This window comes from Arthrobacter globiformis NBRC 12137 (assembly GCF_000238915.1).
In the GTDB taxonomy this organism is placed as follows: domain Bacteria; phylum Actinomycetota; class Actinomycetes; order Actinomycetales; family Micrococcaceae; genus Arthrobacter; species Arthrobacter globiformis.
Genome location: NZ_BAEG01000051.1, coordinates 110,498 through 135,640, shown reverse-complemented (window position 1 = coordinate 135,640; position 25,143 = coordinate 110,498). Strand labels below are relative to the sequence as shown.

Genomic DNA, 25,143 nt, shown 5'->3' with positions numbered 1-25,143 from the left:
GTGTCCGCCGGTCCACCAGCACCAACGGAGATTCAGTTGCCACAGCACCATGACCCCGGCACTGCCGACGCCCCGGAGGGGCAGGCATCCAAGAGCGGCTTCCGGCCCACCGCCGTCGCCGCCGTCGAGCTCGGTGTCGTCGGCCAGTCAGTAGGCGTCACCGTGCCCGGGGCCTCCGAATCGGTTCAGGTCACCGGCATCTCGCTCGACTCCCGGACCGTGGAGCGCGGGGACCTGTATGTTGCCCTGCCGGGAGCGGCGCGGCACGGCGCGGACTTCGCGAGGACGGCGCTCGAGGCCGGCGCGGTGGCGGTGCTGACGGACGACGCCGGCGCGAGACTCCTTGCCCTGGGGTCGGACATCGCTGTGCCCGTGCTGGTGGTGGCGGAACCCCGCAGTGTGGTGGGCCGGCTGTCCAGGCTGATCTACCGGAGCCAGGACGCCGACCTTCCGGGCCCCTCGATGTTCGGCGTGACGGGCACCAACGGAAAAACCACCACCACGTACTTCATCAACGCCCTGCTGCAGGCGATGGGCAAGAAGACCGGACTCATCGGCACCATCGAGATCCTGGCCGGCGGAGACCCGATCCCAAGCCTCCTGACCACCCCGGAATCCACGGATGTCCACGCCCTGCTGGCCCTCATGCGGGAACGCGGGCTCGACGCCGCATCCATGGAAGTCTCCTCGCACGCGGTTTCCTTCCGCCGGGTGGACGGCGTGGTCTTCGACGTCGTCGGTTTCACCAACCTGACCCAGGACCACCTGGACCTGCACGGCACCATGGAGGAGTACTACCGGACCAAAGCGGAGCTTTTCACCGCCGAACGTGCCCGTGCCGCCGTCGTGACGGTCGACGACGAGTGGGGACGACGGCTTGCCGCCCAGACTGAGCTTCCGGTCACCACGCTGGCAACCATCCAGCCCGGCAGCGGGCCGGAAGCGGACCCGGCCGGGCCGGCAGGAGCCGACTGGACGGTCACGGACTCAAAGCCCCGCGGACTCGGTACGGAATTCACCCTCCGCGGCCGGAACGGCACGGAACTCCGCGTGCACACCGGGCTGCCCGGGGCCTTCAATGTCTCCAACGCGGCACTGGCCCTGGCCATGGTGCTCGCCGGCGGCGCAGACCCCGCCGAAGTGCAGGCAGCACTCGATTCCAAAGATCCGTTCACTGTGGCGGTGCCGGGCCGTATGCAGCTCGTCTCCACCCGGCCGGCCGCCGTCGTCGACTTCGCGCACAACACCGATGCACTGGCACGCGCCCTGGCGGCCGTCCGGTCCCCGGAGCCCGCGTCCAAGGTCATCGTGGTCTTCGGCGCCACGGGCCAGCGCGACCAGGGCAAGCGCCCGTCCATGGGCGCCACCGCGGCCCGGCTTGCCGACGTCGTGATCGTCAGCGACGACGACCCCCATGATGAGGACGCCGCGGCGATCCGCGCCGAGGTGCTGGTAGGTGCCACGGACGCCAAGGAAGCCGAGCAGTTGGACTGCAAAATCATGGAGGTTTATCCGCGGGACGCTGCCATCCGGGAGGCCGTCAACCTGGCGGCACCGGAGGACACCATCCTCATTGCGGGGCGGGGGCACGAAGTGTGGCAGGAGGTCAAGGGAGTGAACCTTGCCCTCGACGACAGGGTGGAACTACGGAACGCCTTGACGGCACGAGGATTCACCGTTCTCCAAGACGACGGGATAGAGTCCTAGACCGACATGATTGAACTAACTGCGGCGGAAATCGCCGAAATCACCAACGGCCGGCTGCTTGCCGACCCCGACGTCACCCCGGGATCCGTGGTGACCGATTCGCGGGAGGCCGTTACCGGCTCCCTCTATGTCGCCAAACCGGGCGAAAGCGCAGACGGGCACAGCTTCGTTGGTGCGGCCTTTGGCCGCGGCGCGGTGCTGGCCCTCACTGAACGCGAAATCAAGGACGACGCCGGCCGGACCTACCCGTCGGTCGTTGTCGCGGATGCGGTGCTGGCCATGGGCGCCCTTGCGGCAGAGGCTGTCCGGCGGATCAGGCACCACCGCGAGGCCGCCGGTGAGGCGCTGACGGTCATCGGCATCACCGGTTCGGCCGGCAAGACCACCACCAAGGACCTCCTCGCGGGTATCCTGTCGGCTGAAGCGCCGACCGTTGCACCCCAGGGTTCCTACAACGGAGAGGTCGGAGTGCCCCTCACGGTCTTCCAGGCGGGCTTTGATACCCGGTTCCTGGTCATCGAAATGGGCGCCACGGGCATCGGACACATCCGCTACCTGGCCGACATGGTCCGGCCCGAAATCGGAGTGGTGCTCGGCGTGGGAACAGCCCACGCCGGGGAATTCGGTGGCGTGGAAAACATCGCCGCCGCCAAGGGCGAACTCGCCGAGGCGCTCCCCGCCGAAGGCACCGCCGTGCTGAACCTTGACGACTTGCGCGTTGCTCCCATGGCGGCGCGGACCCAGGCAACTGTCCTGGGCTTCTCCTCCCGTGATGCTGAGCCGGACGCTCCTGCCGTCCGGGCCGCCAACCTGGACACCAACGCCTCGGGCAACCCGGAGTTTGACCTCGAAGTGCCGGGGGAGCCCACGGTGAGGGTCACCAGCAAACTCATCGGCGAACACCATGTTGCGAACCTCCTCGCCGCAGCAGCGGCCGCGCACGCGGCAGGTGTGCCGGCTGACCGGATCGGCGCATCACTGAGTTCCCAGTCCGCGGCCAGCCGCTGGCGCATGGAGCGGACCGAACGGCCCGACGGCGTCACGGTCATCAACGACGCGTACAACGCCAACCCGGAATCCATGCGGGCTGCGCTGCGCACGCTGGCCGATCTGGGCCGCGGCCGCCGCACCTGGGCCGTGCTCGGGGCCATGCTGGAACTGGGCGACGATTCCATCCGCGAGCACACCGCCGTCGGCACGCAGGTGGTGCGGCTGAACATCTCCCGCCTCCTGGTGGTGGGCCGCGAAGCGCGTTCGCTGTACGTTTCCGCAGTGCAGGAGGGGTCCTGGGGCGATGAATGCATCTTCGCCGAGACCGTTGATGAAGCCTACGAACTGCTCCAGGAGCAGCTCGAACCCGGCGACCTGGTGCTCTTCAAGTCCTCCAACAGCGTGGGACTTCGCCATTTGGGCGATCGGATAGCATTACCCCCACATGCCACCCCCACATCTGCCAATGAAGGGAGCGAGCTGCTGTGATTGCACTTCTGATCGGCGCTGGCCTGGCCCTGCTGCTGGCACTGGTGGGTACGCCGCTGTTCATCCGGCTGTTGGTCCGCAAGAGCTATGGCCAGTTCATCCGCGATGACGGACCGACGTCGCACCACACCAAACGTGGCACGCCCACAATGGGTGGCACCGTGGTGGTGGGCGCGGTCCTGCTGAGCTACGGACTGACCCACCTGATCATGTGGCTCATGAACCCGCGGTCGGCCGGGCCGTCCGCGTCGGCGCTGCTGCTGCTCTTCCTGATGGTGGGGATGGGCCTGGTGGGCTTCCTCGACGACTTCATCAAGATTTCCCGGCAGCGCAGCCTCGGCCTGAACGCCAAGGCCAAGCTCATCCTCCAGGCGGCCGTGGGCATCATCTTCGCCGTCATGGCCCTCTACTTCCCGGATCCCGACGGCCTCACCCCGGCCTCCACCAAAATCTCGCTGGTCCGTGACATCCCGTGGCTGGACCTCGCGTTCGGCGGCACCGTGCTTGGTGCCATCCTGTTCGTGCTGTGGTCAAACCTCATCGTCACGGCGGCGACGAACGGCGTAAACCTCACCGACGGCCTGGACGGGCTGGCCGCCGGCGCCGCGGTCATGGTGTTTGGCGCCTACACGCTGATGGGCATCTGGCAGAGCAACCAAGCCTGTGGTTCACCCCGCCAGGCGGGCAGCGGCTGCTATTCCGTCCGGGATCCCCTGGACCTCGCGCTTCTCGCAGCCATCATGAGCGCCGCGCTGGTGGGCTTCCTGTGGTGGAACACCTCACCGGCCAAGATCTTCATGGGTGACACCGGCTCCCTCGCGATCGGCGGCGCCATCGCCGGGTTCGCCATCCTGTCCCGCACCGAACTGCTGCTGGCCTTCATCGGCGGCTTGTTCGTCCTTATCACGCTCTCCGTCATCATCCAGGTGGGCTACTTCAAGGTGACCAAGGGCAAGCGCTTCTTCAAGATGGCACCCCTGCAGCACCACTTCGAACTCAAGGGCTGGGCGGAAGTCACCGTGGTGGTCCGGTTCTGGATCCTCGCCGGCCTGTTCGTCGCCGCGGGGCTTGGCATCTTCTACGCAGAATGGGTGGTCCTGCTGTGAACGGCTCCGAATCCCACAACATGACGGCGGGTCCGGCGGTAACCGGTCCGGCGCGGCTCAGCGGCCTGGTTAGCTGGGACTCCGACTGGGCCGGGCTGCGCGTCGTGGTCACCGGGATCGGCGTCTCGGGCTTCGCCGCTGCGGACACGCTGATCGAACTCGGTGCCCGCGTGGTGGTGGTCGACGGCGCCACCACGGAAACAGCCCAGGCCAAGGCGGACACGCTGCGGATCGTGGGCGCGGCCGACGTTCTCCTGGGTGAGGATGCCGTCCGCGCGCTGCCAAAGATCGACGGCCTGAAGCCGGACCTCGTGGTCACTTCGCCGGGCTGGCGCCCGGACCAGGCTTTGCTCGCGGCCGCCTCCCGCGCCCACATCCCGGTCTGGGGCGACGTCGAACTCGCCTGGCGACTGCGCGTCCGCGAAGGCCGGAAGACAGCTGACTGGCTCACCATCACCGGCACCAACGGCAAAACGACGACGGTCGGCCTGACCGAGTCCATGCTGCGGGCCGCAGGCCTGAAGGCGATCGCCGTGGGCAACGTCGGCACGCCGATCCTCGACGCCCTGCGTGACCCGGTGGAGTATGACGTCTTCGCGGTGGAACTCTCCAGCTTCCAGCTGCACTGGTCGGAGTCTGTCTCGGCAGTCGCCAGCGTCTGCCTCAACGTCGCTGAAGACCACGTGGACTGGCACGGCTCCTACGAGTCCTACCTCGCCGACAAGGCCAAAAATCTACGAAAACACCCAGAAGGCCTGCATCTACAACGACGAGCAGATCGAAACCGAACGCATGGTGGAGGACGCGGACGTGGTGGAAGGCTGCCGCGCGGTGGCCTTCACCACCCTCACGCCCGCCATCAGCATGCTCGGCGTCGTGGAGGGCCTGCTCGTGGACCGGGCGTTCATCGCCGAACGCAAGGACAGCGCCGTGGAACTGGCGTCCATGTCCGACCTCGGCCCGGTGGCACCCCGTCACATGGTGGCCAACGCCCTGGCCGCCGCAGGCCTGGTGCGGGCCTACGGCGTCAGCCCTGAGCACGTGCGGGAAGGGCTGCAAGCCTACATCCCCGGAAGCCACCGCATCCAGCCGGTCGCCAAGCAGAACGGCGTTCTCTGGATCAATGACTCCAAAGCCACCAACCCGCACGCAGCCTCAGCCTCCCTGGCTGCGTTCGACCCGGTGGTGTGGATTGCCGGCGGCCTGTCCAAGGGCGTCAGCTACGACGACCTGGTCCGCGACCATGCCCGCCGCCTGAAGGCCGTGGTGCTGATCGGCAAGGACACAGCGTCGCTGGAAGAGTCCCTGCAGCGACACGCACCGGATGTCCCCGTCATCCGGCCGGCGGCAGGCCACACTGAAATTGTGCAGTCAGCCGGAACCGGGCATGACGCCGCACCGGAATCAGCTGAAACCGGGGAGGCAGTGATGGCGCGGGCCGTCGAATCGGCGGCGCAGCTCGCCGCCTCGGGTGACACTGTGCTGATGGCTCCGGCTGCTGCATCCATGGATCAGTTCTCTTCCTATGCTCACCGTGGCGACGCCTTCATTGCAGCGGTCCGCGGGCTCGTGGAAGGGGAGGCCCGGACCGGCAAGGAGTAAGAATGGTCAGCACGCCCACACGTCCCGCGGCCACCCGGCAGCGGGCGGGGGAGAGCGGCCGGCTGCTCCGCTGGTACCGGCGCTTCTGGTCCGCCCTCGAGGGAAACGGCAAGTCGCGCAACGGCTCCACCTACTACCTCATCCTGGGCACCACGCTGGCCCTGACCGCCATCGGCATCATGATGGTGCTCTCGGCGTCCAGCGTGGAGGCCATCGCGGCCGGCGAGTCGCCCTACACGGCAGCCCTCAAACAGGGGCTTTTCGCCGGAATCGGCACCTTCTGCATGTTCATGCTGTCGCGGATCAACGTCGTATGGCTGAAGCGCCTTGCCTGGCCGGGCATCATCATCGCCTATGCCCTGCTGGGGCTCGTGCTGGTCATCGGCACCAGCGTCAACGGCAACAAGAACTGGATCGACATCGGCGGGTTCTTCACCCTGCAGCCGTCCGAGGCGGCCAAGCTTGCCCTGGCACTGTGGATGGCCACCGTGCTGGCCAAGAAGGCCTCCCTGCTGCACCAGTGGGGACACGCTGTGGTCCCCGTGGTTCCCATCGCCGGCGGGATCATCGGACTGGTCCTGATCGGAAACGACCTCGGCACCGGCATGATCATCATGCTCATCACGGCCGCCGCCCTGTTCTTCGCCGGCGTGCGCCTGTACCTGTTCGGGTTCGCGGCCGTGGGCCTCGGTGCCGTCATAGCGTTCATGGCCATGACCAGCTCCAACCGCGTCTGCCGCATCACCTCGTGGTGGACCGGCCAGAGTTGCGGCGACGGCATCGACGCCAACTACCAGTCCACCAACGGCCTTTACGGACTGGCATCGGGCGGCTGGTTCGGCGTGGGGCTCGGGCAGAGCCGGCAGAAATACAGCTGGATCCCCGAAGCCCACAACGACTTCATTTTCGCCATCATCGGTGAGGAACTCGGGCTGGTGGGGACCGTCGTCGTACTTGTCCTGTTCGCCATCCTGGGCGCCGCCATCTACCGCGTGGTGGTGGCGCAGGAGGACCTGTTCCACCGGGTCCTGGCCGGCACCATCATGGTGTGGCTGCTGGGCCAGGGCACGGTCAACATGGCCGTGGTCACCGGCCTGATGCCGGTGATCGGCGTTCCCCTGCCGTTCATCTCCTACGGCGGCTCGGCGCTGCTGATGTCGCTCTGCGCGATCGGCGTAGTGTTGTCACTGGCCCGCGAACAGATGGCGCCCAACATCCGGCCCCGCAAACTGCTCGGCCCGTGGCGGTTGCCCGGGCGCAAGAAATCCCGTACGAAAGCGTAAACCAGCACCTGATGAAAACCGAGTCATTGTCCGTGGTCCTCGCCGGCGGCGGTACAGCAGGCCATATCAACCCGCTGCTGGCCATCGCTGCCGCCATCCGCGATGCCCGCCCCGATGCCCGCTTGCTCGCCGTCGGAACGGCCGCCGGTATGGAAACCAGGCTGGTCCCGGCCGCCGGGCTCGAACTGGCCACCATCGACCGCGTCCCGTTCCCGCGGAAGCCCTCCGCAGACCTGCTCCGCCTTCCGGGACGGCTTGCCGGCGCCGTGCAGCAGGCAGGGCGCATCCTCGACGACGCCGGCGCGAACGTCCTCGTGGGCGTGGGCGGCTACGTCTGCACGCCCATGTACCTGGCAGCCTGGCGGCGGAAGATCCCCATCGTTATCCACGAAGCCAACACCCGCCCGGGCCTGGCCAACCGGGTCGGAGCACGGCTGAGCCGGCACGTGGCCGTGGCCTTCGCCGGCACACCGCTGCCCCACGCCCGCCATGTGGGCATGCCCATGCGCCGCGAAGTTTCGGCGATGGTCAGGGCAACGGCGCGGAACGGCGCCCTGCGCAGCCTGGACCTGCAGCCCGGGAAGCCGGTGCTCATCGTCACCGGAGGCTCCTCGGGGGCGCAAAGCATCAACCGCACAGTGGCGGCGTCCCTCGAGGCGCTGTCCCGGGCCGGCGTCCAGACCATCCACATCACCGGCCGCGGCAAGTCCGTGGCTGACCCGGACGGCAATGCGCTGAGCGCCGACGGTTACCGGCAGCTTGAGTACGTGGACGGCATGGAGACTGTTTACGCCGCGGCTGACCTGCTGCTGGCCCGTGCCGGCGCGGCCACGGTGAGCGAGGTCGCCGCGGTAGGCGTTCCCGCGGTCTTCGTGCCGCTGCCGATCGGCAACGGCGAGCAGGCGCTGAACGCCCGCGGACTTGTGGATGCTGGCGGCGCCCTCCTGGTGGCGGACAGGGACTTCACCCCCGAATGGGTCCGCACCAATCTCATCCCGCTGCTGACTGACCGCCCCCGCCTCGATGCGATGGCGGCTAACGCGGAAAACCTCGGCATCCGAAATGCCGACCAGCTCATGGCCGACCTAGTACTGGAAGCGGTATCCAAATGACCACCAACGCAGCACCCAGCCAGGAAGCACTCGGCCGCGTGCACTTTATTGGGATCGGGGGCGTGGGCATGTCCGCCGTCGCCAGGATCATGGTGGCGCGCGGGGTTCCCGTCAGCGGAACGGATGCGAAGGACCTGCCGGTCATGACGGAGCTCGCCGGGGCCGGCGCCCGGATCTGCGTGGGTTACGACGCCGCGAACCTCGGCGACGCCCAGACCGTCGTGGCAGGCTCGGCCATCCGCGCCGACAACCCCGAACTCGAGGCCGCGCGGGCCGCCGGGCTGCCCGTGCTGCACCGCTCCGAAGCCCTGGCCGCCACCATGGCCGACGACCTCGTGGTGACCGTGGCCGGTACCCACGGGAAGTCCACCACCACCTCCATGATCACCGTGCTGCTGCAGGGCGCCGGCGTGGACCCGTCGTTCGCGATCGGGGCCAATGTCCCGGCGCTTGGCGTCAACGCGGCGAACGGCAGCTCCAAGGTGTTTGTCGCCGAGGCGGATGAGTCCGACGGTTCGTTCCTGAACTACCGGCCGCAGATCGCCGTCGTCACCAACGTGGAACCGGACCACCTCGATCACTACGGAACCGCCGAAGCCGTTTACGAATCCTTCGACCGGTTCACGGAGCTGCTGCCCGCCGACGGCGTGCTGGTGGCCTGTGCGGACGACGCCGGCGCACACGCGCTGGCGCTGCGCACCCGTGAGCGGGGCAATACCCGTGTTGTCCTGTACGGCACCTCCGATGCCGCCGACCTGCGGCTCGACGACGGCGGCCCAGGCAGGGTGGCCATCACGACGGCGGGTGGCCGGTTCCCGCTGGCACTGCAGGTCCCCGGACGGCACAATGCGCTGAACGCTGCCGCCGCCATGGCGGTGGCACTCGAGCTCGGCGTGGACGCCCAGGCCGCCGCCTCCGCCCTGGCGGGCTTCTCCGGCGCGTCCCGGCGGTTCGAGTACAAGGGGGAAGGCCGGGGCGTGCGGGTCTACGACGACTACGCGCACCACCCCACGGAAGTGCGGGCCGCCCTGGCGGCGGCTAGGTCCGTGGCCGGCGACCACAGGGTGCACGTCCTCTTCCAGCCGCACCTGTTCTCCCGCACCCGGGAGTTTGCCTCCGAGTTCGCCGACGCGCTCAAGGCCGCTGACACTGCCTTGGTGCTCGACATCTACCCGGCCCGCGAGGATCCCATCCCGGGCGTCACCAGCGCCCTCATCACCGAGCACCTCGGTTCTGGCGGCAGCCTGGTCGGAGCCGGGGATGAAGCCGTCGCCGCCCTGGCCGCGGCCGCGCAGCCGGGGGACATCATCCTCACTGCCGGCGCCGGGGACGTCACCGCTTACGGGCCGCTCATCGTGGAGACCCTCGGTGGCTAGCACCCGGCGCCCCACCTACAGGCCGGCCAAGCCCGCCAGCCGGGATGGTGCTGCCCGGGACGGTGCTGCCGGGCGGGACACAAGCGCCGGCGCGCCCGACGGCGGCAAACCGGCCGTGATCACCGCCTCCAAGGGCGTCCCGGAAGTTACCGCGCAGGAAAAGGCGCAGGCCAGCGCTCCGAAACGCAGCACGCCAAAGGCCAGCGCTCCGAAACGCAGCACGCCAAAGGCCGGCACGCCGAAGGGAAAAGCCTGGAAGCCCGGAACGCAGAAGCCGGAGACCACAAGTCCGGACAAGCCAGGGCCGGACAATGTGCTGGCGTTTCCCGAACCGCGGGGCCGGCGCATCAGGCGCAACCTCATCGTGGCGGTGTGTGTCACGGCTGCCCTCGTGGCGGGTCTCATCATCGCTGCCGTCTATTCCCCGGTGCTGGCGGTCCACAGCGTGAGCGTCACAGGCACCAAGCTCCTCAGGCCGGCCCAGGTGCAGGCGGCGCTCAAGCCGCTTCTGGGCACGCCGTTGCCGCAGGTCAGCGACGACGAGGTCACCTCGCTGCTCAAGCCGCTCGTCCAGATCAAATCCGTCACCACTCAGGCCCACCCGCCGTCGGTGCTCGTGGTTCAGGTCCAGGAACGCGTCCCCGTTGCCCTCGTGAAGCGCGGCAACGAGTACATGCTCGTGGACGTCGACGGCGTGCGGCTCAGCACCACGGCGGACCCCACCTCCGTGAAGCTGCCGGTGATCGACGGCGGCGCCGGCACGATCGGCAAGGACCTGTTCCAGGCCACGGCCGAGGTCCTCGGCGCGCTTCCGGCCAATGTGCTGGCCAAGCTCTCCAACGCCTCCGCCAAATCCGTGGACGCGGTGGAGCTGAAGCTGCTGGACGGCCAGACCGTCATCTGGGGCAATGCGGGGGAGAAGGAGCTCAAGGCACGGGTACTCGAGGCGCTGCTCAAGGTACCGGCGGATCCTGCGAACCCGGTCAACACCTATGACGTGAGCGTGCCGCGGCATCCGGTGACGCGGTGAACCGCTGTATTTCTCGGGGATTAGGACGACACGCGGTGGCGGTTATTGAATGTAGCCAGCATAGGAAATAGCGTCACAGACGTGAGTTACTTGACATAACTATAACCTTCAACTGGAAGGTTAAGGTTCAGCTCTTCAAGCTCGACTCCATCAGTTTTCGCAATAGGACACTAACAAGGGACACGTAACGTGGCAGCTCCGCAGAATTACTTGGCCGTCATCAAGGTCGTCGGCATCGGCGGCGGTGGCGTGAACGCAGTCAACCGCATGATCGAGGTGGGTCTCCGCGGTGTCGAATTCATAGCCATTAACACCGACGCCCAGGCTCTGCTGATGAGTGATGCCGACGTTAAGCTCGACGTCGGACGGGAACTGACGCGCGGGCTGGGCGCCGGGGCCAACCCGGAGGTCGGCAAGCAGGCTGCCGAGGACCACGCCGACGAAATCGAGGAAGTCCTCCGCGGTGCCGACATGGTCTTCGTGACCGCAGGTGAAGGCGGTGGCACCGGAACCGGCGGCGCGCCGGTTGTTGCCCGCATTGCGCGCTCCCTTGGCGCCCTGACCATCGGTGTGGTCACCCGTCCGTTCACCTTCGAGGGCCGCCGCCGCGCAGGCTCCGCCGAGACGGGCATCGACGCCCTCCGCGACGAGGTGGACACACTGATCGTGATCCCCAACGACCGCCTGCTGTCCATCAGCGACCGCAACGTCTCCGTCCTGGACGCTTTCCGCTCCGCTGACCAGGTCCTGCTGTCCGGTGTCCAGGGCATCACGGACCTCATCACCACGCCGGGCCTGATCAACCTTGACTTCGCCGACGTGAAATCTGTCATGCAGGGCGCGGGCTCGGCCCTTATGGGCATCGGCTCCGCCCGCGGCGAAGACCGCGCGGTCAAGGCAGCCGAGCTGGCCATCGCCTCCCCGCTGCTGGAAGCCAGCATCGACGGCGCCCACGGTGTCCTGCTGTCCATCCAGGGCGGCTCCGACCTCGGCCTGTTCGAGATCAACGAGGCTGCGCGCCTGGTGCAGGAAGTTGCCCACCCCGAAGCCAACATCATCTTCGGCGCGGTCATCGACGACGCCCTGGGCGACGAAGCCCGTGTCACCGTCATCGCGGCAGGCTTCGACGACGTCAAGGCCACCTCGCCGTCCATGGACCAGTCGCAGCCGCAGGCTGCCCCGCAGCGGCCCGCCGTGCCGGCGGCCGCCCCGCAGAGCCAGCCGTCCGCGGGCAGCCAGCAGGTCCACGTCCAGCCCGTACACGCCGGTGTGGGTGCCGCAGGCCTCAGCAACTGGGGGCAGCAGCGCCCGTCAGCGGTCCCCGCTGACTCGGGGTTCGACGTCGACCTTCCGTCTGTAGTTGAGCCCGACCTCACCGGCAGCCGGTCTGACGACCTGGACGTTCCCGATTTCCTGAAGTAGGAGGTCGCCGGGCGGATATCCGCCCGGCTGCTGTCCCGTTTTCCTCACCTGATAGCCGGAGTTCCGATTGTTTTTGTGGCGTGCTGAAGTGCAGCCTGGCGTGTCCGTGGCGTTCACCGACACGAATGCCGGCAACCTTGCCCTGCACGTGGGCGACGATGCTGCCGCGGTGCTTCGCCGCAGGGCCCAGCTGGAGCACGCCGCCGGGGTCGCCCCCCGCGCGTTCCAGTACATGAACCAGGTTCACGGCAACGAAGTGTCCCTTGTCGTTGAGTCCGGAGCAGTTGCTGAACCCGGCACAGTTGCTGAATCGGGAGCAGTTGCTGAATCCGGCACAGTTGCTGAATCCGGTGCAGATGTTCCGCAGGCGCCGACAGCGGATGCGCTGGTGTCCCTCGGCGGGCCACTCGCGGTGATGGTGGCGGACTGCATCCCGCTGGTCCTGGTGGGCGCCGGGGCTTCCGGTCCCGTGCTGGCTGCCGTGCATGCAGGGCGCCCCGGACTGTTCTCCGGGGTCATTCCGGCTGCGGTGGAACAGATGCGCGCCTCCGGTGCCGAGGATATCCGTGCCTGGCTGGGCCCGTCCGTCTGCGGCAACTGCTACGAGGTACCCGCCGAACTCCGCGACGAGGTCGCCGCCCTCCTTCCGGCCACATGGTCAACCACAACATGGGGAACGCCGGCGCTCGACCTGCCCGGCGGTGCCGCCAGCCAGCTCGACGCCCTCGGCATTCCCATCGAGTACCGGGGGCCCTGCACGCTTGAAAACGAATCCTTGTTTTCCTACCGCCGTGACTCCCGGTCAGGCAGATTCGCCGGACTGGTGTGGACCCATGACTGACAGTCCGGCATCCGGGGACGCCCGGACGGAACAGCTGCGGGGGCGCCTCGACGCCGTCCGGCAGCGCATCGGCCGCGCCGCCGCGGCTGCCGGCCGCGGTGAAAACCCGCCGCGCCTGATAGTGGTCAGCAAGTTCCATCCGGCCGACGACGTCCGCCGGCTGGCAGCGCTTGGCGTCAAGGATTTCGGCGAGAACCGGGACCAGGAGGCCTCCGCCAAAGCCGGGGAACTCGAGGCCCTTGACCTCACCTGGCACTTCGTGGGCCAGCTTCAGAGCAAGAAGTCCAAGACCGTGGTCCGGTACGCGTCAGCCGTGCATTCGGTGGACCGCTCCCAGCTCGTGGCGGCCCTGGAACGGGCCATGGCCGGCCAGCAGGAGCTGACCGGCCGGGCGGACCTGGACTGTTTCATCCAGGTGAGCCTGGAAGAAGACGCCGGTGCACACCGCGGCGGGGCAGCGCCCGAGGAGGTGCCGCAGCTTGCGGAGCAGCTCGAGGCCGCGGACGGCCTTCGTCTGGCGGGTGTCATGGCGGTGGCGCCGCTGGGGGCGGATCCTGACCGGGCATTTGAGAAACTGCTGGGGATTTCAACCGGTCTGCAGCGGGATTTCCCCGGCGCCACGGGGATTTCCGCCGGCATGAGCCAGGATCTGGAGGCTGCTGTCCGATTCGGTGCGACACACCTCCGAATTGGCTCAGATATTCTCGGTTCGCGCCCGGCCGTGCGGTAGCGTCTGTCGTATTGGAAGTGAATGGCGGGGATTTCCAATGCTGTCTTGACCTTTGGGCGGCCCGCTTACGGACACGATTAGGAGTCGACCATGGCTGGCGCTCTGCGCAAGACAATGATCTATCTTGGGCTCGCCGACGGCGATGAACACTACGAGTCTGAGCTTTCCACCCAGCAAAAGGATGAGGACAACTCAATGGAGCATGACCGTGAAGAGCGCCGCGCGCCGGCGCCGCTCCGAGAGGTCACCCGTGAAGCGCCACCAGCTGCCGAAGAGGAATACCGCGCACCCGTGACACCCATCAAGCGTGCGGCATCGAGCCGCGAAGAGACCACCGGACTGCGGCAGATCACCACGATCCACCCTCGCTCCTACAACGACGCCAAGCTCATTGGCGAAAGCTTCCGTGACGGTATCCCCGTCATCATGAACGTGACGGACATGGGGGAGGCGGACGCGAAGCGCCTTGTCGACTTTTCCGCCGGCCTCGTCTTCGGTCTGCGCGGAAGCATCGAGCGCGTGACGAACAAGGTTTTCCTGCTGTCGCCGTCGTATGTCGAAGTCATCGGAGATGACAAGAAAGCCAGCGAGTCGACCGCCAGCTTCTTCAACCAAAGCTAATAAACGGCTCTCCGGATGCCAGGCAGGTGCGCACCTGCCTGGCATCCGTGCTGAAATAGGGGAGCAGCACAATCTGGCAGGAATCCCAGGGCATGGAAGTGTCCGCGACGAACATGGAGACAATGGGTTAGCTCATGGGAATACTATTCGGGCTCGTCTACATCGTTCTGCTGTTCATTTTTGTCGCGTTGATTGTCCGCCTCGTGTATGACTGGGTTCAGATGTTCGCCCGGGAGTGGCGTCCCCGGGGGGTAGCATTGGTGGCGGCTCATGCGGTCTACTCGGTGACCGATCCGCCGCTGAAGGTTCTTCGGCGCCTCATACCGCCGCTGCGGCTGGGCGGCGTCTCGCTGGACCTTGGGTTTCTGGTGCTGTTCATCGGCCTGAGCATTGCCATGGCGATCACCAAGTCATTTGCATAACTTCATATCAGCTTGCCCGCGCCGAGGCCGATCCGCACGGATCCCCGGGCGCAGAAAACCTTTTGTTTGACGCCACGGTGTTGAATTAGAGGAACCAGACCATATTTAGGTACCGTAGTTTTGACGGCCGGAAGGCCTCCTGACGAACTAGACCAACGAGGTGACCAGATGGCTTTGACGCCAGAAGACGTTGTCAACAAGCGCTTTCAGCCGACCAAGTTCCGCGAAGGCTATGACCAGGACGAAGTTGACGACTTCCTGGACGAGATCGTCGTTGAACTGCGGCGCCTGAACCAGGAGAACGAAGAACTTCGCAAGAAGCTGGCCGAAGGCGGCTCCGGATCGCCGGCTGCCACCTCCGCTGTCGCCCCTGTCGTCGAGAAGGTTCCCGCGCCGTCCAAGTCCGAGAAGGACGAAACGCGTGCGAAGGCCGAAGCTGAGGCCAAGGCCGCCGAAGCTGCCAAGAAGAAGGAAGCCGAGCAGGCCGCACCGGTTGCAGCCGCGGCACCCGCCGTCACCAGCAGCAATGTCTCCGAGTCCGCTGCCGGCCTGCTGGCCATGGCACAGCAGATGCACGACCGCCACGTGTCCGAGGGTCAGCAGCAGCGCGACAAGATCATCGCAGAAGCACAGATCGAAGCCAGCAGCCTCGTCAACGACGCACAGGAGAAGTCGCGCAAGATCCTGGGCGCCCTGGAGCAGCAGCGTTCCGTCCTCGAGCGCAAGGTGGAGCAGCTGCGCGGCTTCGAACGCGACTACCGCTCACGCCTGAAGGCCTACATCGAGGGCCAGCTGCGGGACCTGGACGCCCGTGGTTCCGTTGCCGCCCCTGAGGTCGGCGAAAGCAGCAGCGCCGCCGTTTAGCACGTATTCTGAAGGCCGGTGGCTGAGGATTCCTCGGCCACCGGCTTTTGCCATTAACGACGGTTCCCGAATGAAAGCACCATGACAGACGACCTTGCCGCTGACGCAGCGCACCCAGCTTCATCATCACCGCGGCCACGGCGCGCCGTCCTGCTGTCCGTGTTCGCCGGACTGGCAGTTTTCGCCTACGTCTTCGACCAGCTCACCAAACTGTGGGTCACCAGCACCATGGTGGAGGGCGAACGGATTCCCGTGCTGCCCCCGCTGCTGCACTGGTACTACATCCGGAACTCCGGCGCGGCGTTCTCCATTGGGGAGAAAGTGACCTGGGTGTTCACGATCATCATGGTGGTGGTTGCCGCCGCCATCCTGTTCCAGCTGCGTAAGCTCGGTTCCGCGTGGTGGGCGCTGGCGCTGGGGCTGCTGTTCGGCGGTGCCCTGGGGAACCTGACAGACCGGCTGTTCCGGGACCCGTCGTTCGGAATGGGGCACGTTGTGGACTTCATCCAGCTGCCCAACTTTGCGATCTTCAACATCGCCGACTCCGCCGTCGTGTCATCCGTGGTCATCATCTGCCTGCTGACCCTGCGGGGGATTGCCCTTGACGGATCGCACCACAGCGTCGAAAAGCGGAACGGGACCGGCGATGTCTGAGCGGGTGGTGGTGCCCGAGGAGCTGGACGGGACACGTGTGGACGCCGGCCTGGCCAAGCTGATGGGCATGTCCCGTTCGTCCGCCGCAACGCTGATAGCCGAAGGCAACGTCGTCAGCGGCGGCAAACCGGTGGGCAAGTCCGCCAAACTCGCGTCCGGCGCCGTGCTGCACGTGACGGTCCCTGAGCGCCGGGACCCCCTTGAAGTCGTGGAGGAAGTTGTGGAAGGCCTGAAGATCCTGCTGGATGACGACGACTTTGTGGTGGTCGACAAGCCGGTGGGGGTCGCGGCACACCCGTCCCCGGGATGGGTAGGGCCCACCGTCGTCGGCGGACTCGCCGGGGCCGGCTACCGCATCTCCACCTCCGGCTCCGCCGAGCGCGCCGGCATCGTCCACCGCCTCGACGTCGGAACCTCCGGGGTCATGGTGGTGGCCAAGACGGAACCCGCCTACACCGCCCTCAAACGGGCATTCAAGGAACGCACCGTGGACAAGGTCTACCACGCGGTGGTCCAGGGCCTGCCGGACCCGCTGCAGGGCACCATCGACGCCCCGATCGGCCGGCATCCCGGCCACGACTGGCGCTTCGCCGTCATCGAGGACGGCCGGCCATCCGTGACGCACTACGAGGTCCTCGAGGCGTTCGGCAAGGCCACCCTGGTGGAGGTGCACCTGGAGACCGGCCGGACCCACCAGATCAGGGTCCATTTCGCCGCGCTCCGCCATCCCTGTGCAGGAGACCTCACCTACGGGGCCGACCCGCGGCTCGCCGCGACCCTCGGGCTCACCCGGCAGTGGCTGCACGCCCGTGAACTGGGCTTTGACCACCCGCGCACCGGGGAACGCGTCACCGTGACCAGCGCATACCCAGAGGACCTGGCCTACGCCCTGGAAGTCCTGGGCACCGGCAAGGCCTGAGCCTGCGGCACGCCGGCATTAATTGTCAGGGGGTCGGCACTAGAATGGTCCGGTGACTTCCAGCAATGACTCGTTCGTACATCTCCACACCCACACCGAGTACTCGATGCTGGACGGCGCCGCCAGGCTCGGGGAACTGTTCGATGAAACGGAGCGGCTGGGGATGCCCGCCCTGGCGACCACCGACCACGGCTACCTCTTCGGTGCCTTCGACTTCTGGCGGAAGGCCACCGACAAGGGCATCAAGCCCATCATTGGCGTGGAAGCCTATGTGACTCCCGGGACCGCGCGCGGCGACAAGTCCCGCGTCCGCTGGGGCGACGAGAGCCAGCGCAAGGACGACGTCTCCGGCGGTGGCTCCTACACCCACATGACCCTGCTGAGCTACAACAACGTGGGCATGCGGAACCTGTTCCGTGCCTCCTCGATCGCCTCCCTGGACTCAGTCTTCGGCAAGTGGCCCCGGCTGGACCGGGAGCTGCTGAACACCTACTCCGAAGGGCTTATCGCCACTACCGGCTGCCCCTCGGGCGAGGTCCAGACCCGGCTGCGGCTCGGCCAGTACCGCGAAGCGCTGGAAGCCGCTGCGGAGTTCCGGGACATCTTCGGTGCGGAGAACTACTTCTGCGAACTCATGGACCATGGGCTGGACATTGAACGCCGGGTCACCGGTGACCTCCTGCGGCTGGCCAAGGAGCTGAACCTCCCGCTCGTTGCCACCAACGACCTCCACTACACCCACGAGCATGACGCCAAGGCGCACGAGGCCCTGCTGGCCATCCAGTCCGGCTCCACCCTGCTCGAACCCACGTACGACAACGGCGGCTCCCGGTTCGCGTTCTCCGGCAGCGGCTACTACCTGAAGTCGCCGCGGGAAATGCGCGAGCTGTTCCGCGACCACCCCGAGGCGTGCGACAACACCCTCCTGATCGCCGAGCGGTGCGAGGTGTCCTTCAACACCGGGGCCAACTATATGCCCCGGTTCCCGTGCCCCGAGGGCGAGGACGAAACGTCCTGGCTGGTCAAGGAGGTCGACAAGGGGCTTCATTACCGCTACCCCCAGGGCATCCCGGACAAGGTCCGCAAGCAGGCTGATTACGAGCTGGAAGTCATCACCTCGATGGGCTTCCCGGGCTACTTCCTGGTGGTGGCCGACTTCATCAACTGGGCCAAGAACAACGGCATCCGGGTGGGCCCGGGACGTGGCTCGGGTGCAGGCTCCATGGTGGCCTACGCCATGCGCATCACCGACCTTGATCCGCTGCACCACGGCCTGATCTTCGAGCGGTTCCTGAACCCCGACCGTGTCTCCATGCCTGACTTCGACGTCGACTTCGATGACCGGCGCCGCCCGGAGGTCATCGACTATGTGACCCGCAAATACGGCGACGAGCGCGTGGCCATGATCGTCACGTATGGCACCATCAAGACCAAGCAGGCGCTGAAGGACTCCTCGCGCGTGCTCGGCTACCCCTTCAGCATGGGTGAACAGCTGACCAAGGCACTGCCGCCGGCCGTGATGGCGAAGGATATTCCGCTTGCCGACATTCAGAACAAGGACGCCAAGCGCTACAGCGAGGCGGGGGACTTCCGGCAGCTGATCAGCACGGACCCCGAGGCTGCCAAGGTGTTCGAGACCGCACTGGGCATTGAGGGCCTGAAGCGGCAGTGGGGCGTGCACGCGGCCGGCGTGATCATGTCCTCGGACCCCATCATCGACGTCATTCCGATCATGCGCCGCTTCCAGGACGGCCAGGTCATCACCCAGTTCGACTATCCGACGTCCGAAGGCCTCGGCCTGATCAAGATGGACTTCCTCGGGCTGCGAAACCTGACGATCATTTCCGATGCGCTGGAAAACATCAAGATGAACCGCGGCGTCGACCTGGACCTCGAAACGCTGGAGCTGGACGACGCGGCATCCTACGAGTTGCTGGCCCGCGGTGACACGCTGGGCGTTTTCCAGCTCGACGGCGGCCCCATGCGGTCCCTGCTCAAACTCATGAAGCCTGACAACTTCGAAGACATCTCCGCCGTACTGGCGCTGTACCGCCCGGGGCCCATGGGCGCCAACGCGCACACCGACTACGCGCTGCGCAAGAACGGGATCCAGGAAGTCATCCCCATCCACCCGGAACTCGAGGAACCCCTCAAGGAGATCCTCGGCGGCACATTCGGCCTCATCGTGTACCAGGAGCAGGTTATGGCCGTGGCGCAGAAGCTCGCCGGCTATTCCCTGGGCCAGGCAGACATCCTGCGCCGCGCCATGGGTAAGAAGAAGAAGTCCGAGCTGGATAAGCAGTTTGCCGGCTTCTCGCAGGGCATGCAGGACAACGGCTACTCCATGGAGGCCGTCAAGACCCTGTGGGACATCCTGCTGCCCTTCTCCGACTACGCCTTCAACAAGGCCCACTCGGCCGCGTACGGCGTGATCTCGTACTGGACGGCGTACCTGAAGGCGCACTACGCACCCGAGTACATGGCCGCGCTGCTGACCTCGGTCGGCGACGACAAGGACAAGTCCGCGATCTACCTCAACGAATGCCGTCGCATGGGCATCACGGTGCTGCCGCCGGACGTCAACGAGTCCGCGCTGAACTTCACCCCGGTGGGGGAGGACATCCGCTTCGGCATGGGCGCCATCCGCAACGTCGGCGTCAACGTGGTGGAGGCCATGGTGGCCGCGCGCGAAAAAGAAGGCGCCTACAGTTCGTTCAAGGACTACCTCATGAAGGTCCCTGCCGTGGTGTGCAACAAGCGCACCATCGAATCGCTGATCAAGGCCGGAGCCTTTGACTCGCTGGGCCACCACCGCCGCGCGCTGGCGATGGTCCACGAAGAAGCCATCGACTCCGTCATTACCCTCAAGCGCAACGAGGCCATCGGCCAGTTCGATCTCTTTGCCGGCTTCGATGAGGCCGAGTCCGAGTCGTCGCTCAGCATCGAGATCCCTGACCTGCCGGAATGGGAGAAGAAGGACAAGCTCGCATTCGAGCGGGACATGCTGGGCCTGTACGTCTCAGACCACCCGCTGCAGGGCCTGGAAGGTGTCCTCAGCCAGCACGCCGACCAGTCCATCACCTCGATCATCGCGGAGGACGGGCCGCACGACGGCGCCATCGTCACCATCGCGGGCATGATCACCTCACTGAGCCGCCGGATCGCCAAGGCCAGCGGCAACGCCTATGCCCGGGCGGAGATCGAGGACCTCGGCGGTTCCATGGAGGTCATGTTCTTCGGACAGGTCTACGGGCCGATTGCCTCGGTTCTCGCCGAGGACCTGATCGTGGTGGTCAAGGGCCGGCTGCAGCGGCGCGACGACGGTGCCGTGACCCTGAACTGCATGGAGCTCTCCGTCCCGGACCTCAGCCAGGGCACCAACGGACCGCTGGTGATCACCATGCCCACGCACAAGGCCACCGAGGCCGTGGTCACGGAACTGGGGGACGTGCTGCGCAACCACCGCGGCAACTCCGAGGTCCGGGTGAACCTGCAAGGCGACAGCCGGATCGAGGTCATGGCGCTGCCCGTGCACCTGCGCGTGAATCCGAACCCGTCACTGTTCGGGGACCTGAAGGTGCTGCTGGGCCCGGCCTGCCTGGACGCCTAGATTTCGTAGTCCAGCGGAACGGGCTGCCCGTAGGTTCCGGAGTGGTACAGCAGCGGTGAACCGTCCTCGCCAACCTGCCCTTCCACCACTTCGACCACCACGACGGCGTTGTTCTCGAACGACAGGCGCATCTGGATCTTGCCGATCAGCCAGCCGGAGACGTCCTTGAGCACCGGGACGTCATAGGGTCCGTGGGCCCAGTGGTCGCCGGAGAAGCGTTCTTTGGTGCGGGCGAACCGGTCGGCCAGCTCCTGGTTCTCGAGTCCCAGCATGTGCACGCCGATATACGCGGTGTTGGCCACCGCCGGCCACGAGCTGGAACTGCGCGCCATATTGAAAGTGAAGCGCGGCGGTTTGGCGGAAAGCGAGGCAACGGAGGTGGCCGTGAAGCCGTAGGGGACCCCGTCATAGTTCACGGTGATGATGGCCACGCCCGCTGCGTGCCGGCGGAACATCTCTTTGAACGTGCCCTCGAAGGCGCCATCATCTGAGGTCACTGGAATCGATCTCCCTGCTGCATCTGTGCCGATTGAGTTTCTAGTACAAGACTATGGGGCTTCCGGGCGGATGGGGCATTCACTTGGCCCGCAGGCACGTGATGCTGAATGCCAGCCAACATTTGTTAACGTTTCTTCATGACCCAGTCTGCATCCCTCCCTCCCGTCCGCCCCTCTGACGGGGCCCAGGGCGCCCGGCGGCGGCCCGGCAAGGGCTGGGCGTGGGCGGCTGGAATCATCGGTGCCGGCATCCCGGCCGGGCTCCTTTGGTGGCTGCTGGCCCCGGGCGGGCAAAACCTCGTTTCGGGAAACTCGACGCTCTCCTCCGGGACAAACACCGCGGGCTGGCTGCCCCGGGACCTGGTGCTGGCAGGACTGTTTGTCCTTGCAGGCTGCCTGGTGGCTGTGCTGTTGTCCGGCCGCCGTGACGGCGGGACGCGGCGGATGCTGCTGCTGTCCGTCGCGGCCAGTGCCGCGGCGGCTGTCCTGGCATGGCAGACCGGCGTGCTGGCGGGCCTCTGGCTGGGCGGTCCGCAGGACACGTCGGCGAACGCGAGCGTGGCCTTCTCGCTGCGGTCCCTGACCGTCCTTGTCCTATGGCCCGCGGCTGTCGCTGCCGGCTTCTTCGTGCTGCGCATCATCGGCCTCCTGCGGGCCTCCGTAGACCAGAATGTGAACCAGCAGCTGGAGGGTAACAGCGGCGACGGCCGCGCGTGGCAGTAGGGCGCGGCGGTAACAGACGTCAGGGTGCCCGGCCGCGGCGCGTAAAATGTACGGGTGACCACTTCTCCGGACAGCGCTGAGCCCTCGAATATCCAGGTTCCCTCGACTTCCCAGGCGCCCTCGAATTCCCAGGTACGCGCGAACACCCCCGCCGTCGACTTCCGCACCGTTGACTTGCGGGGCCGCAGTCTCAGCCTGGCCGAACTCCGCGGGGCGGTGCCCCGGGCTCGGCAGCAGACAGTTGCCGACGCCGAGCAGAAGGTGGGCGACATCATCACGGCCGTCCGACAGCGCGGCTTCGCCGCCCTGTCGGACTTCGCCCTGGCGTTTGACGGCGTTGAGCAGGCGCATCCGCGCGTTCCGGCGGCGGCACTCCGGTCAGCGCTGGACGGCCTGGACCCGGCTGTTAGTTCGGCGCTTCAAGAGTCCATCAGCCGCGCGCGCCGGTTCGCCGACGGGCAGCGCCCGGCCGACGTCGACATCTCCCTGGGCGACGGCGCAGTGGTGAGCCAGAAGTGGGTGCCCGTGGCACGCGTGGGCCTGTACGTCCCGGGCGGCCTGGCGGTCTACCCGTCCTCGGTGATCATGAACGTGGTTCCGGCGCTGGCCGCAGGGGTGGAGTCGATCGCACTCGCCTCGCCGCCGCAGAAGGACTTTGGCGGTCTCCCGCACCCCACCATCCTGGCCGCTGCGGCGCTGCTGGGAATTGACGAGGTGTATGCCATCGGCGGAGCCCAGGCCATCGCCGCCTTCGCCTATGGTGTGCCGGGCGAAGCGGGAACTCCCGCACTGGAACCCGTCGACGTGGTGACCGGGCCGGGCAATATCTTCGTGGCCACGGCCAAGCGCCTCGTCAAGGGAGTTGTGGGGATCGACTCCGAGGCCGGCACCACGGAGATTGCCATCCTCGCTGACTCCACGGCCCGCCCGGCGTTCGTTGCCGCGGACCTGATCAGCCAGGCCGAACACGATCCGAAAGCCGCCTCTGTCCTGATCACGGATTCCGTCCAGCTCGCCGCGGACGTCCGCGAGGAACTGGAACTGCAGGCTGCATCCACCAAGCACAGCCAGCGCGTGCGCGAGGCACTGTCCGGCCCGCAGTCCGGCGTCGTGCTCGTGGACGACCTCGACCAGGGCATCGCGGCGTGTGACGCCTACGCCGCCGAACACCTGGAGATCATGACCGCGGACGCCCCTGCGGTGGCAGCGCGGATCCGGAACGCGGGCGCCATTTTCGTCGGTGACTACAGCCCCGTGAGCCTCGGCGACTACTGCGCCGGTTCCAACCACGTGCTTCCCACGAGCGGCACGGCGGCCTTTTCGTCCGGGCTGAACGTGACCACGTTCCTGCGCGCCATCCAGGTGATCAACTACTCGGAGGCGGCGCTGGGGCAGGTCAGCGGCCACATCGTCAGCCTGTCCGGCGCGGAGGACCTCCCGGCGCACGGCGACGCGGTCACGGTCCGGTTCCAAGGCGCCCGCTAACCACTACATGTAGTAGCCGCCCACTACATGTAGTAATTACAGGCTTGTTATTCGGCCATATGTAGCCGTAAACTGGGAGCCGAAGGAAGCTTCGGCCAAAGTACGGAAGGGTAGGGAAAAACGTGTACTGTCCGTTTTGCCGCAACCCTGATTCACGTGTTGTGGACAGTCGCATGGCCGACGACGGCTCGGCCATCCGCCGCCGCCGGCAGTGTCCCGAGTGCGGCCGCCGCTTCACTACCGTGGAAACCACCAGCCTGTCCGTGATCAAGCGCTCCGGCGTGGGCGAACCCTTCAGCCGCAGCAAAGTCATCAACGGCGTCCGCAAGGCCTGCCAGGGCCGGCCCGTCAGTGAGGACGACCTCGCGATGCTGGCGCAGGAAGTCGAGGAGAACATCCGGGCTTCCGGTGCGGCGGAAATCGACGCCCACGAGGTTGGCCTGATCATCCTCGGACCGCTGCAGAAGCTGGACAAGGTGGCGTACCTCCGGTTCGCCAGCGTCTACCAGGCCTTTGAATCACTCGAGGATTTCGAATCCGCCATTGCGCTGCTCCGGCACGAGGCCGACGTCGACGCCAAAGGGGCGGCGGCCCCCGGAACCGACAGCAAGGGCTCTGACGGCAAGGGCTCCGAGCCCAAGAACACCGCAGAGAAGAACACCGCAGAGAAGAACGCCGCAGAAAAGAACACCGCGAAGAGTACGCTCTAAAGTCTCCGGTGGCGGCAGCGGAGGGGAAGCCGCAGCCGCCACCGGCTCCAGTGCAAAACGCCGAAGGCGGCAGACCCCGTGTCTGCCGCCTTCGGCGTTTCTGCGGGCCGCGTTGACCGCGGCCCGCCCGGGTTTACTTAGCCAGTTCGTGCTTGACGGCGATCTCCAGGGCCGCGCCCACGATGCCGGCCTCGTTCTTCAGCTCAGCGGGGACAATCGGGGTGCGCAGCTTCAGGCGCGGCAGGTACTCGTCGGCGCGCTTGGAGATGCCGCCGCCGACGATGAAGAGCTCGGGGGAGAACAGGAATTCGACGTGGGAGAAGTAACGCTGCAGCAGGACGCTGTACTCCTCCCAGCTGAGGCCGTCCCGTTCGCGGGCCACAGCAGAGGCCTTGCTTTCGGCGTCGAAGCCGTCGATCTCCAGGTGTCCGAGTTCGGCGTTGGGCACGAGGTGGCCGTTGAAGATGAACGCGGACCCGATGCCGGTGCCGAGGGTGATGACCAGGACGGTGCCGCCGATTCCGGCGCCCGCACCGTACCGGGCTTCGGCCAGGCCGGCCGCGTCGGCGTCATTGATGACCTCCACGGGGCGGCCCAGGCGGGCCGTGAGCAGTGCATCAATGTCCGTGTTGAGCCAGCTCTTGTCCACGTTGGCGGCCGAGTGGACCACGCCGTGCTGGATGATGCCGGGAAACGTCACGCCGATGGGGCTGTCAGCCTCGGGTGCGTCGGGACGTGCCGAGAGTTCCTCCACGACCTTGGCCACCACCTCGACCACCGCTTCCGGCGTGGCCGGCTGTGGGGTCGCCAGGCGGAAGCGGTCGCCGATCAGTTTGCCCTTCTTCAGGTCGACGATGCCGCCCTTGATTCCGGTTCCGCCGATGTCGATGCCGATCAGCGGGGCGTTCTTGCGGGTCTTTTCGTCCTTCTTGGCCAATGGGATTCCGTTC

The 25,143-nt window shown here is 66.7% G+C and carries 21 protein-coding genes and 1 pseudogene; 20 read left to right on the top strand and 2 right to left on the bottom strand.

Annotation, left to right across the window (positions count from 1 at the left end):
* The first annotated feature begins 36 nt into the window (after window positions 1-36).
* From ARGLB_RS09905 to dnaE, 17 genes and pseudogenes are all read left to right on the top strand, one after another.
* Complete coding sequence (locus ARGLB_RS09905; RefSeq protein WP_003801760.1) at window positions 37-1,707, top strand: UDP-N-acetylmuramoyl-L-alanyl-D-glutamate--2,6-diaminopimelate ligase; 1,671 nt, start codon at window positions 37-39, stop codon at window positions 1,705-1,707.
* Window positions 1,708-1,713: 6 nt separating this feature from the next.
* Window positions 1,714-3,186 (top strand): UDP-N-acetylmuramoyl-tripeptide--D-alanyl-D-alanine ligase, encoded by a 1,473-nt coding sequence (locus tag ARGLB_RS09900; RefSeq protein ID WP_003801759.1) that lies wholly within the window; start codon window positions 1,714-1,716, stop codon window positions 3,184-3,186.
* Window positions 3,183-4,292, top strand: a complete 1,110-nt coding sequence (gene mraY / locus ARGLB_RS09895; protein ID WP_003801757.1) for a phospho-N-acetylmuramoyl-pentapeptide-transferase — start codon at window positions 3,183-3,185, stop codon at window positions 4,290-4,292. The genes ARGLB_RS09900 and mraY overlap by 4 nt, the downstream gene beginning before the upstream one ends.
* 20 nt (window positions 4,293-4,312) lie before the next feature.
* Window positions 4,313-5,894 (top strand): annotated as a pseudogene (gene murD / locus ARGLB_RS09890) (UDP-N-acetylmuramoyl-L-alanine--D-glutamate ligase).
* 2 nt (window positions 5,895-5,896) lie between these two features.
* Complete coding sequence (ftsW, locus tag ARGLB_RS09885) at window positions 5,897-7,177, top strand: putative lipid II flippase FtsW (RefSeq protein WP_003801750.1); 1,281 nt, start codon at window positions 5,897-5,899, stop codon at window positions 7,175-7,177.
* An 11-nt stretch (window positions 7,178-7,188) separates the two neighbouring features.
* Window positions 7,189-8,289 (top strand): undecaprenyldiphospho-muramoylpentapeptide beta-N-acetylglucosaminyltransferase, encoded by a 1,101-nt coding sequence (gene murG / locus ARGLB_RS09880; protein ID WP_003801749.1) that lies wholly within the window; start codon window positions 7,189-7,191, stop codon window positions 8,287-8,289.
* Entirely contained in the window at window positions 8,286-9,665 is a 1,380-nt protein-coding gene (gene murC / locus ARGLB_RS09875; RefSeq protein WP_003801748.1) for a UDP-N-acetylmuramate--L-alanine ligase, read from the top strand. Before murG ends, murC begins: the two co-directional genes overlap by 4 nt.
* Entirely contained in the window at window positions 9,658-10,695 is a 1,038-nt protein-coding gene (locus ARGLB_RS09870) for a cell division protein FtsQ/DivIB (protein WP_003801746.1), read from the top strand. The genes murC and ARGLB_RS09870 overlap by 8 nt, the downstream gene beginning before the upstream one ends.
* 189 nt (window positions 10,696-10,884) lie before the next feature.
* Window positions 10,885-12,117: a cell division protein FtsZ gene (gene ftsZ / locus ARGLB_RS09865; protein ID WP_003801745.1), complete on the top strand. Its 1,233-nt coding sequence runs from the start codon at window positions 10,885-10,887 to the stop codon at window positions 12,115-12,117.
* A gap of 67 nt (window positions 12,118-12,184) precedes the next feature.
* On the top strand, window positions 12,185-12,958 hold the full coding sequence (locus tag ARGLB_RS09860; RefSeq protein ID WP_003801744.1) for a purine nucleoside phosphorylase YfiH/LACC1 family protein: 774 nt from the start codon (window positions 12,185-12,187) through the stop codon (window positions 12,956-12,958).
* Window positions 12,951-13,688, top strand: a complete 738-nt coding sequence (locus ARGLB_RS09855) for a YggS family pyridoxal phosphate-dependent enzyme (RefSeq protein WP_003801743.1) — start codon at window positions 12,951-12,953, stop codon at window positions 13,686-13,688. Before ARGLB_RS09860 ends, ARGLB_RS09855 begins: the two co-directional genes overlap by 8 nt.
* A gap of 90 nt (window positions 13,689-13,778) precedes the next feature.
* A complete protein-coding gene (locus tag ARGLB_RS09850; protein WP_003801742.1) occupies window positions 13,779-14,309 on the top strand; it encodes a cell division protein SepF in 531 nt (176 codons plus the stop codon).
* Between the two features lie 134 nt (window positions 14,310-14,443).
* A complete protein-coding gene (locus ARGLB_RS09845) occupies window positions 14,444-14,731 on the top strand; it encodes a YggT family protein (protein WP_003801741.1) in 288 nt (95 codons plus the stop codon).
* A gap of 168 nt (window positions 14,732-14,899) precedes the next feature.
* Entirely contained in the window at window positions 14,900-15,595 is a 696-nt protein-coding gene (locus tag ARGLB_RS09840; protein ID WP_003801740.1) for a DivIVA domain-containing protein, read from the top strand.
* A gap of 81 nt (window positions 15,596-15,676) precedes the next feature.
* Window positions 15,677-16,249: a signal peptidase II gene (gene lspA / locus ARGLB_RS09835; protein WP_003801739.1), complete on the top strand. Its 573-nt coding sequence runs from the start codon at window positions 15,677-15,679 to the stop codon at window positions 16,247-16,249.
* On the top strand, window positions 16,242-17,168 hold the full coding sequence (locus ARGLB_RS09830; RefSeq protein ID WP_003801737.1) for an RluA family pseudouridine synthase: 927 nt from the start codon (window positions 16,242-16,244) through the stop codon (window positions 17,166-17,168). Before lspA ends, ARGLB_RS09830 begins: the two co-directional genes overlap by 8 nt.
* Before the next feature lie 52 nt (window positions 17,169-17,220).
* Window positions 17,221-20,778, top strand: coding sequence for a DNA polymerase III subunit alpha (dnaE, locus tag ARGLB_RS09825; RefSeq protein WP_003801735.1), 3,558 nt, complete (start codon window positions 17,221-17,223; stop codon window positions 20,776-20,778).
* On the opposite strand, the gene ARGLB_RS09820 is transcribed toward dnaE, so the two are convergent.
* On the bottom strand, window positions 20,775-21,233 hold the full coding sequence (locus ARGLB_RS09820) for a flavin reductase family protein (protein ID WP_175304981.1): 459 nt from the start codon (window positions 21,231-21,233) through the stop codon (window positions 20,775-20,777). The genes dnaE and ARGLB_RS09820 overlap by 4 nt on opposite strands.
* Before the next feature lie 180 nt (window positions 21,234-21,413).
* On the opposite strand from ARGLB_RS09820, the gene ARGLB_RS09815 reads away from it, so the two are divergent.
* The 3 genes from ARGLB_RS09815 (at window position 21,414) to nrdR (ending at window position 24,193) form a co-directional block, all read left to right on the top strand.
* Complete coding sequence (locus ARGLB_RS09815; protein WP_003801732.1) at window positions 21,414-21,998, top strand: hypothetical protein; 585 nt, start codon at window positions 21,414-21,416, stop codon at window positions 21,996-21,998.
* 90 nt (window positions 21,999-22,088) lie between these two features.
* Window positions 22,089-23,483, top strand: coding sequence for a histidinol dehydrogenase (gene hisD, locus ARGLB_RS09810; protein ID WP_050934328.1), 1,395 nt, complete (start codon window positions 22,089-22,091; stop codon window positions 23,481-23,483).
* Window positions 23,484-23,605: 122 nt separating this feature from the next.
* Window positions 23,606-24,193: a transcriptional regulator NrdR gene (gene nrdR, locus ARGLB_RS09805; protein ID WP_083839631.1), complete on the top strand. Its 588-nt coding sequence runs from the start codon at window positions 23,606-23,608 to the stop codon at window positions 24,191-24,193.
* 133 nt (window positions 24,194-24,326) lie between these two features.
* Here the strand turns inward: nrdR and ppgK are convergent, their stop codons facing one another.
* Window positions 24,327-25,130, bottom strand: coding sequence for a polyphosphate--glucose phosphotransferase (gene ppgK / locus ARGLB_RS09800; protein ID WP_003801723.1), 804 nt, complete (start codon window positions 25,128-25,130; stop codon window positions 24,327-24,329).
* Between the last annotated feature and the right edge of the window lie 13 nt (window positions 25,131-25,143).

What these genes read in the sequence shown, in the direction of transcription:
- ARGLB_RS09900 (WP_003801759.1), top strand. Translation starts at nt 1,714, where the DNA reads ATGATTGAACTAACTGCGGCGGAAATCGCCGAAATCACCAACGGCCGG.
- ftsW (WP_003801750.1), top strand. Translation starts at nt 5,897, where the DNA reads ATGGTCAGCACGCCCACACGTCCCGCGGCCACCCGGCAGCGGGCGGGG.
- murG (WP_003801749.1), top strand. Translation starts at nt 7,189, where the DNA reads ATGAAAACCGAGTCATTGTCCGTGGTCCTCGCCGGCGGCGGTACAGCA.
- murC (WP_003801748.1), top strand. Translation starts at nt 8,286, where the DNA reads ATGACCACCAACGCAGCACCCAGCCAGGAAGCACTCGGCCGCGTGCAC.
- ARGLB_RS09855 (WP_003801743.1), top strand. Translation starts at nt 12,951, where the DNA reads ATGACTGACAGTCCGGCATCCGGGGACGCCCGGACGGAACAGCTGCGG.
- ARGLB_RS09850 (WP_003801742.1), top strand. Translation starts at nt 13,779, where the DNA reads ATGGCTGGCGCTCTGCGCAAGACAATGATCTATCTTGGGCTCGCCGAC.
- ARGLB_RS09845 (WP_003801741.1), top strand. Translation starts at nt 14,444, where the DNA reads ATGGGAATACTATTCGGGCTCGTCTACATCGTTCTGCTGTTCATTTTT.
- ARGLB_RS09840 (WP_003801740.1), top strand. Translation starts at nt 14,900, where the DNA reads ATGGCTTTGACGCCAGAAGACGTTGTCAACAAGCGCTTTCAGCCGACC.
- lspA (WP_003801739.1), top strand. Translation starts at nt 15,677, where the DNA reads ATGACAGACGACCTTGCCGCTGACGCAGCGCACCCAGCTTCATCATCA.
- ARGLB_RS09830 (WP_003801737.1), top strand. Translation starts at nt 16,242, where the DNA reads ATGTCTGAGCGGGTGGTGGTGCCCGAGGAGCTGGACGGGACACGTGTG.
- ARGLB_RS09820 (WP_175304981.1), bottom strand. Translation starts at nt 21,233, where the DNA reads ATGTTCCGCCGGCACGCAGCGGGCGTGGCCATCATCACCGTGAACTAT.
- ARGLB_RS09815 (WP_003801732.1), top strand. Translation starts at nt 21,414, where the DNA reads ATGACCCAGTCTGCATCCCTCCCTCCCGTCCGCCCCTCTGACGGGGCC.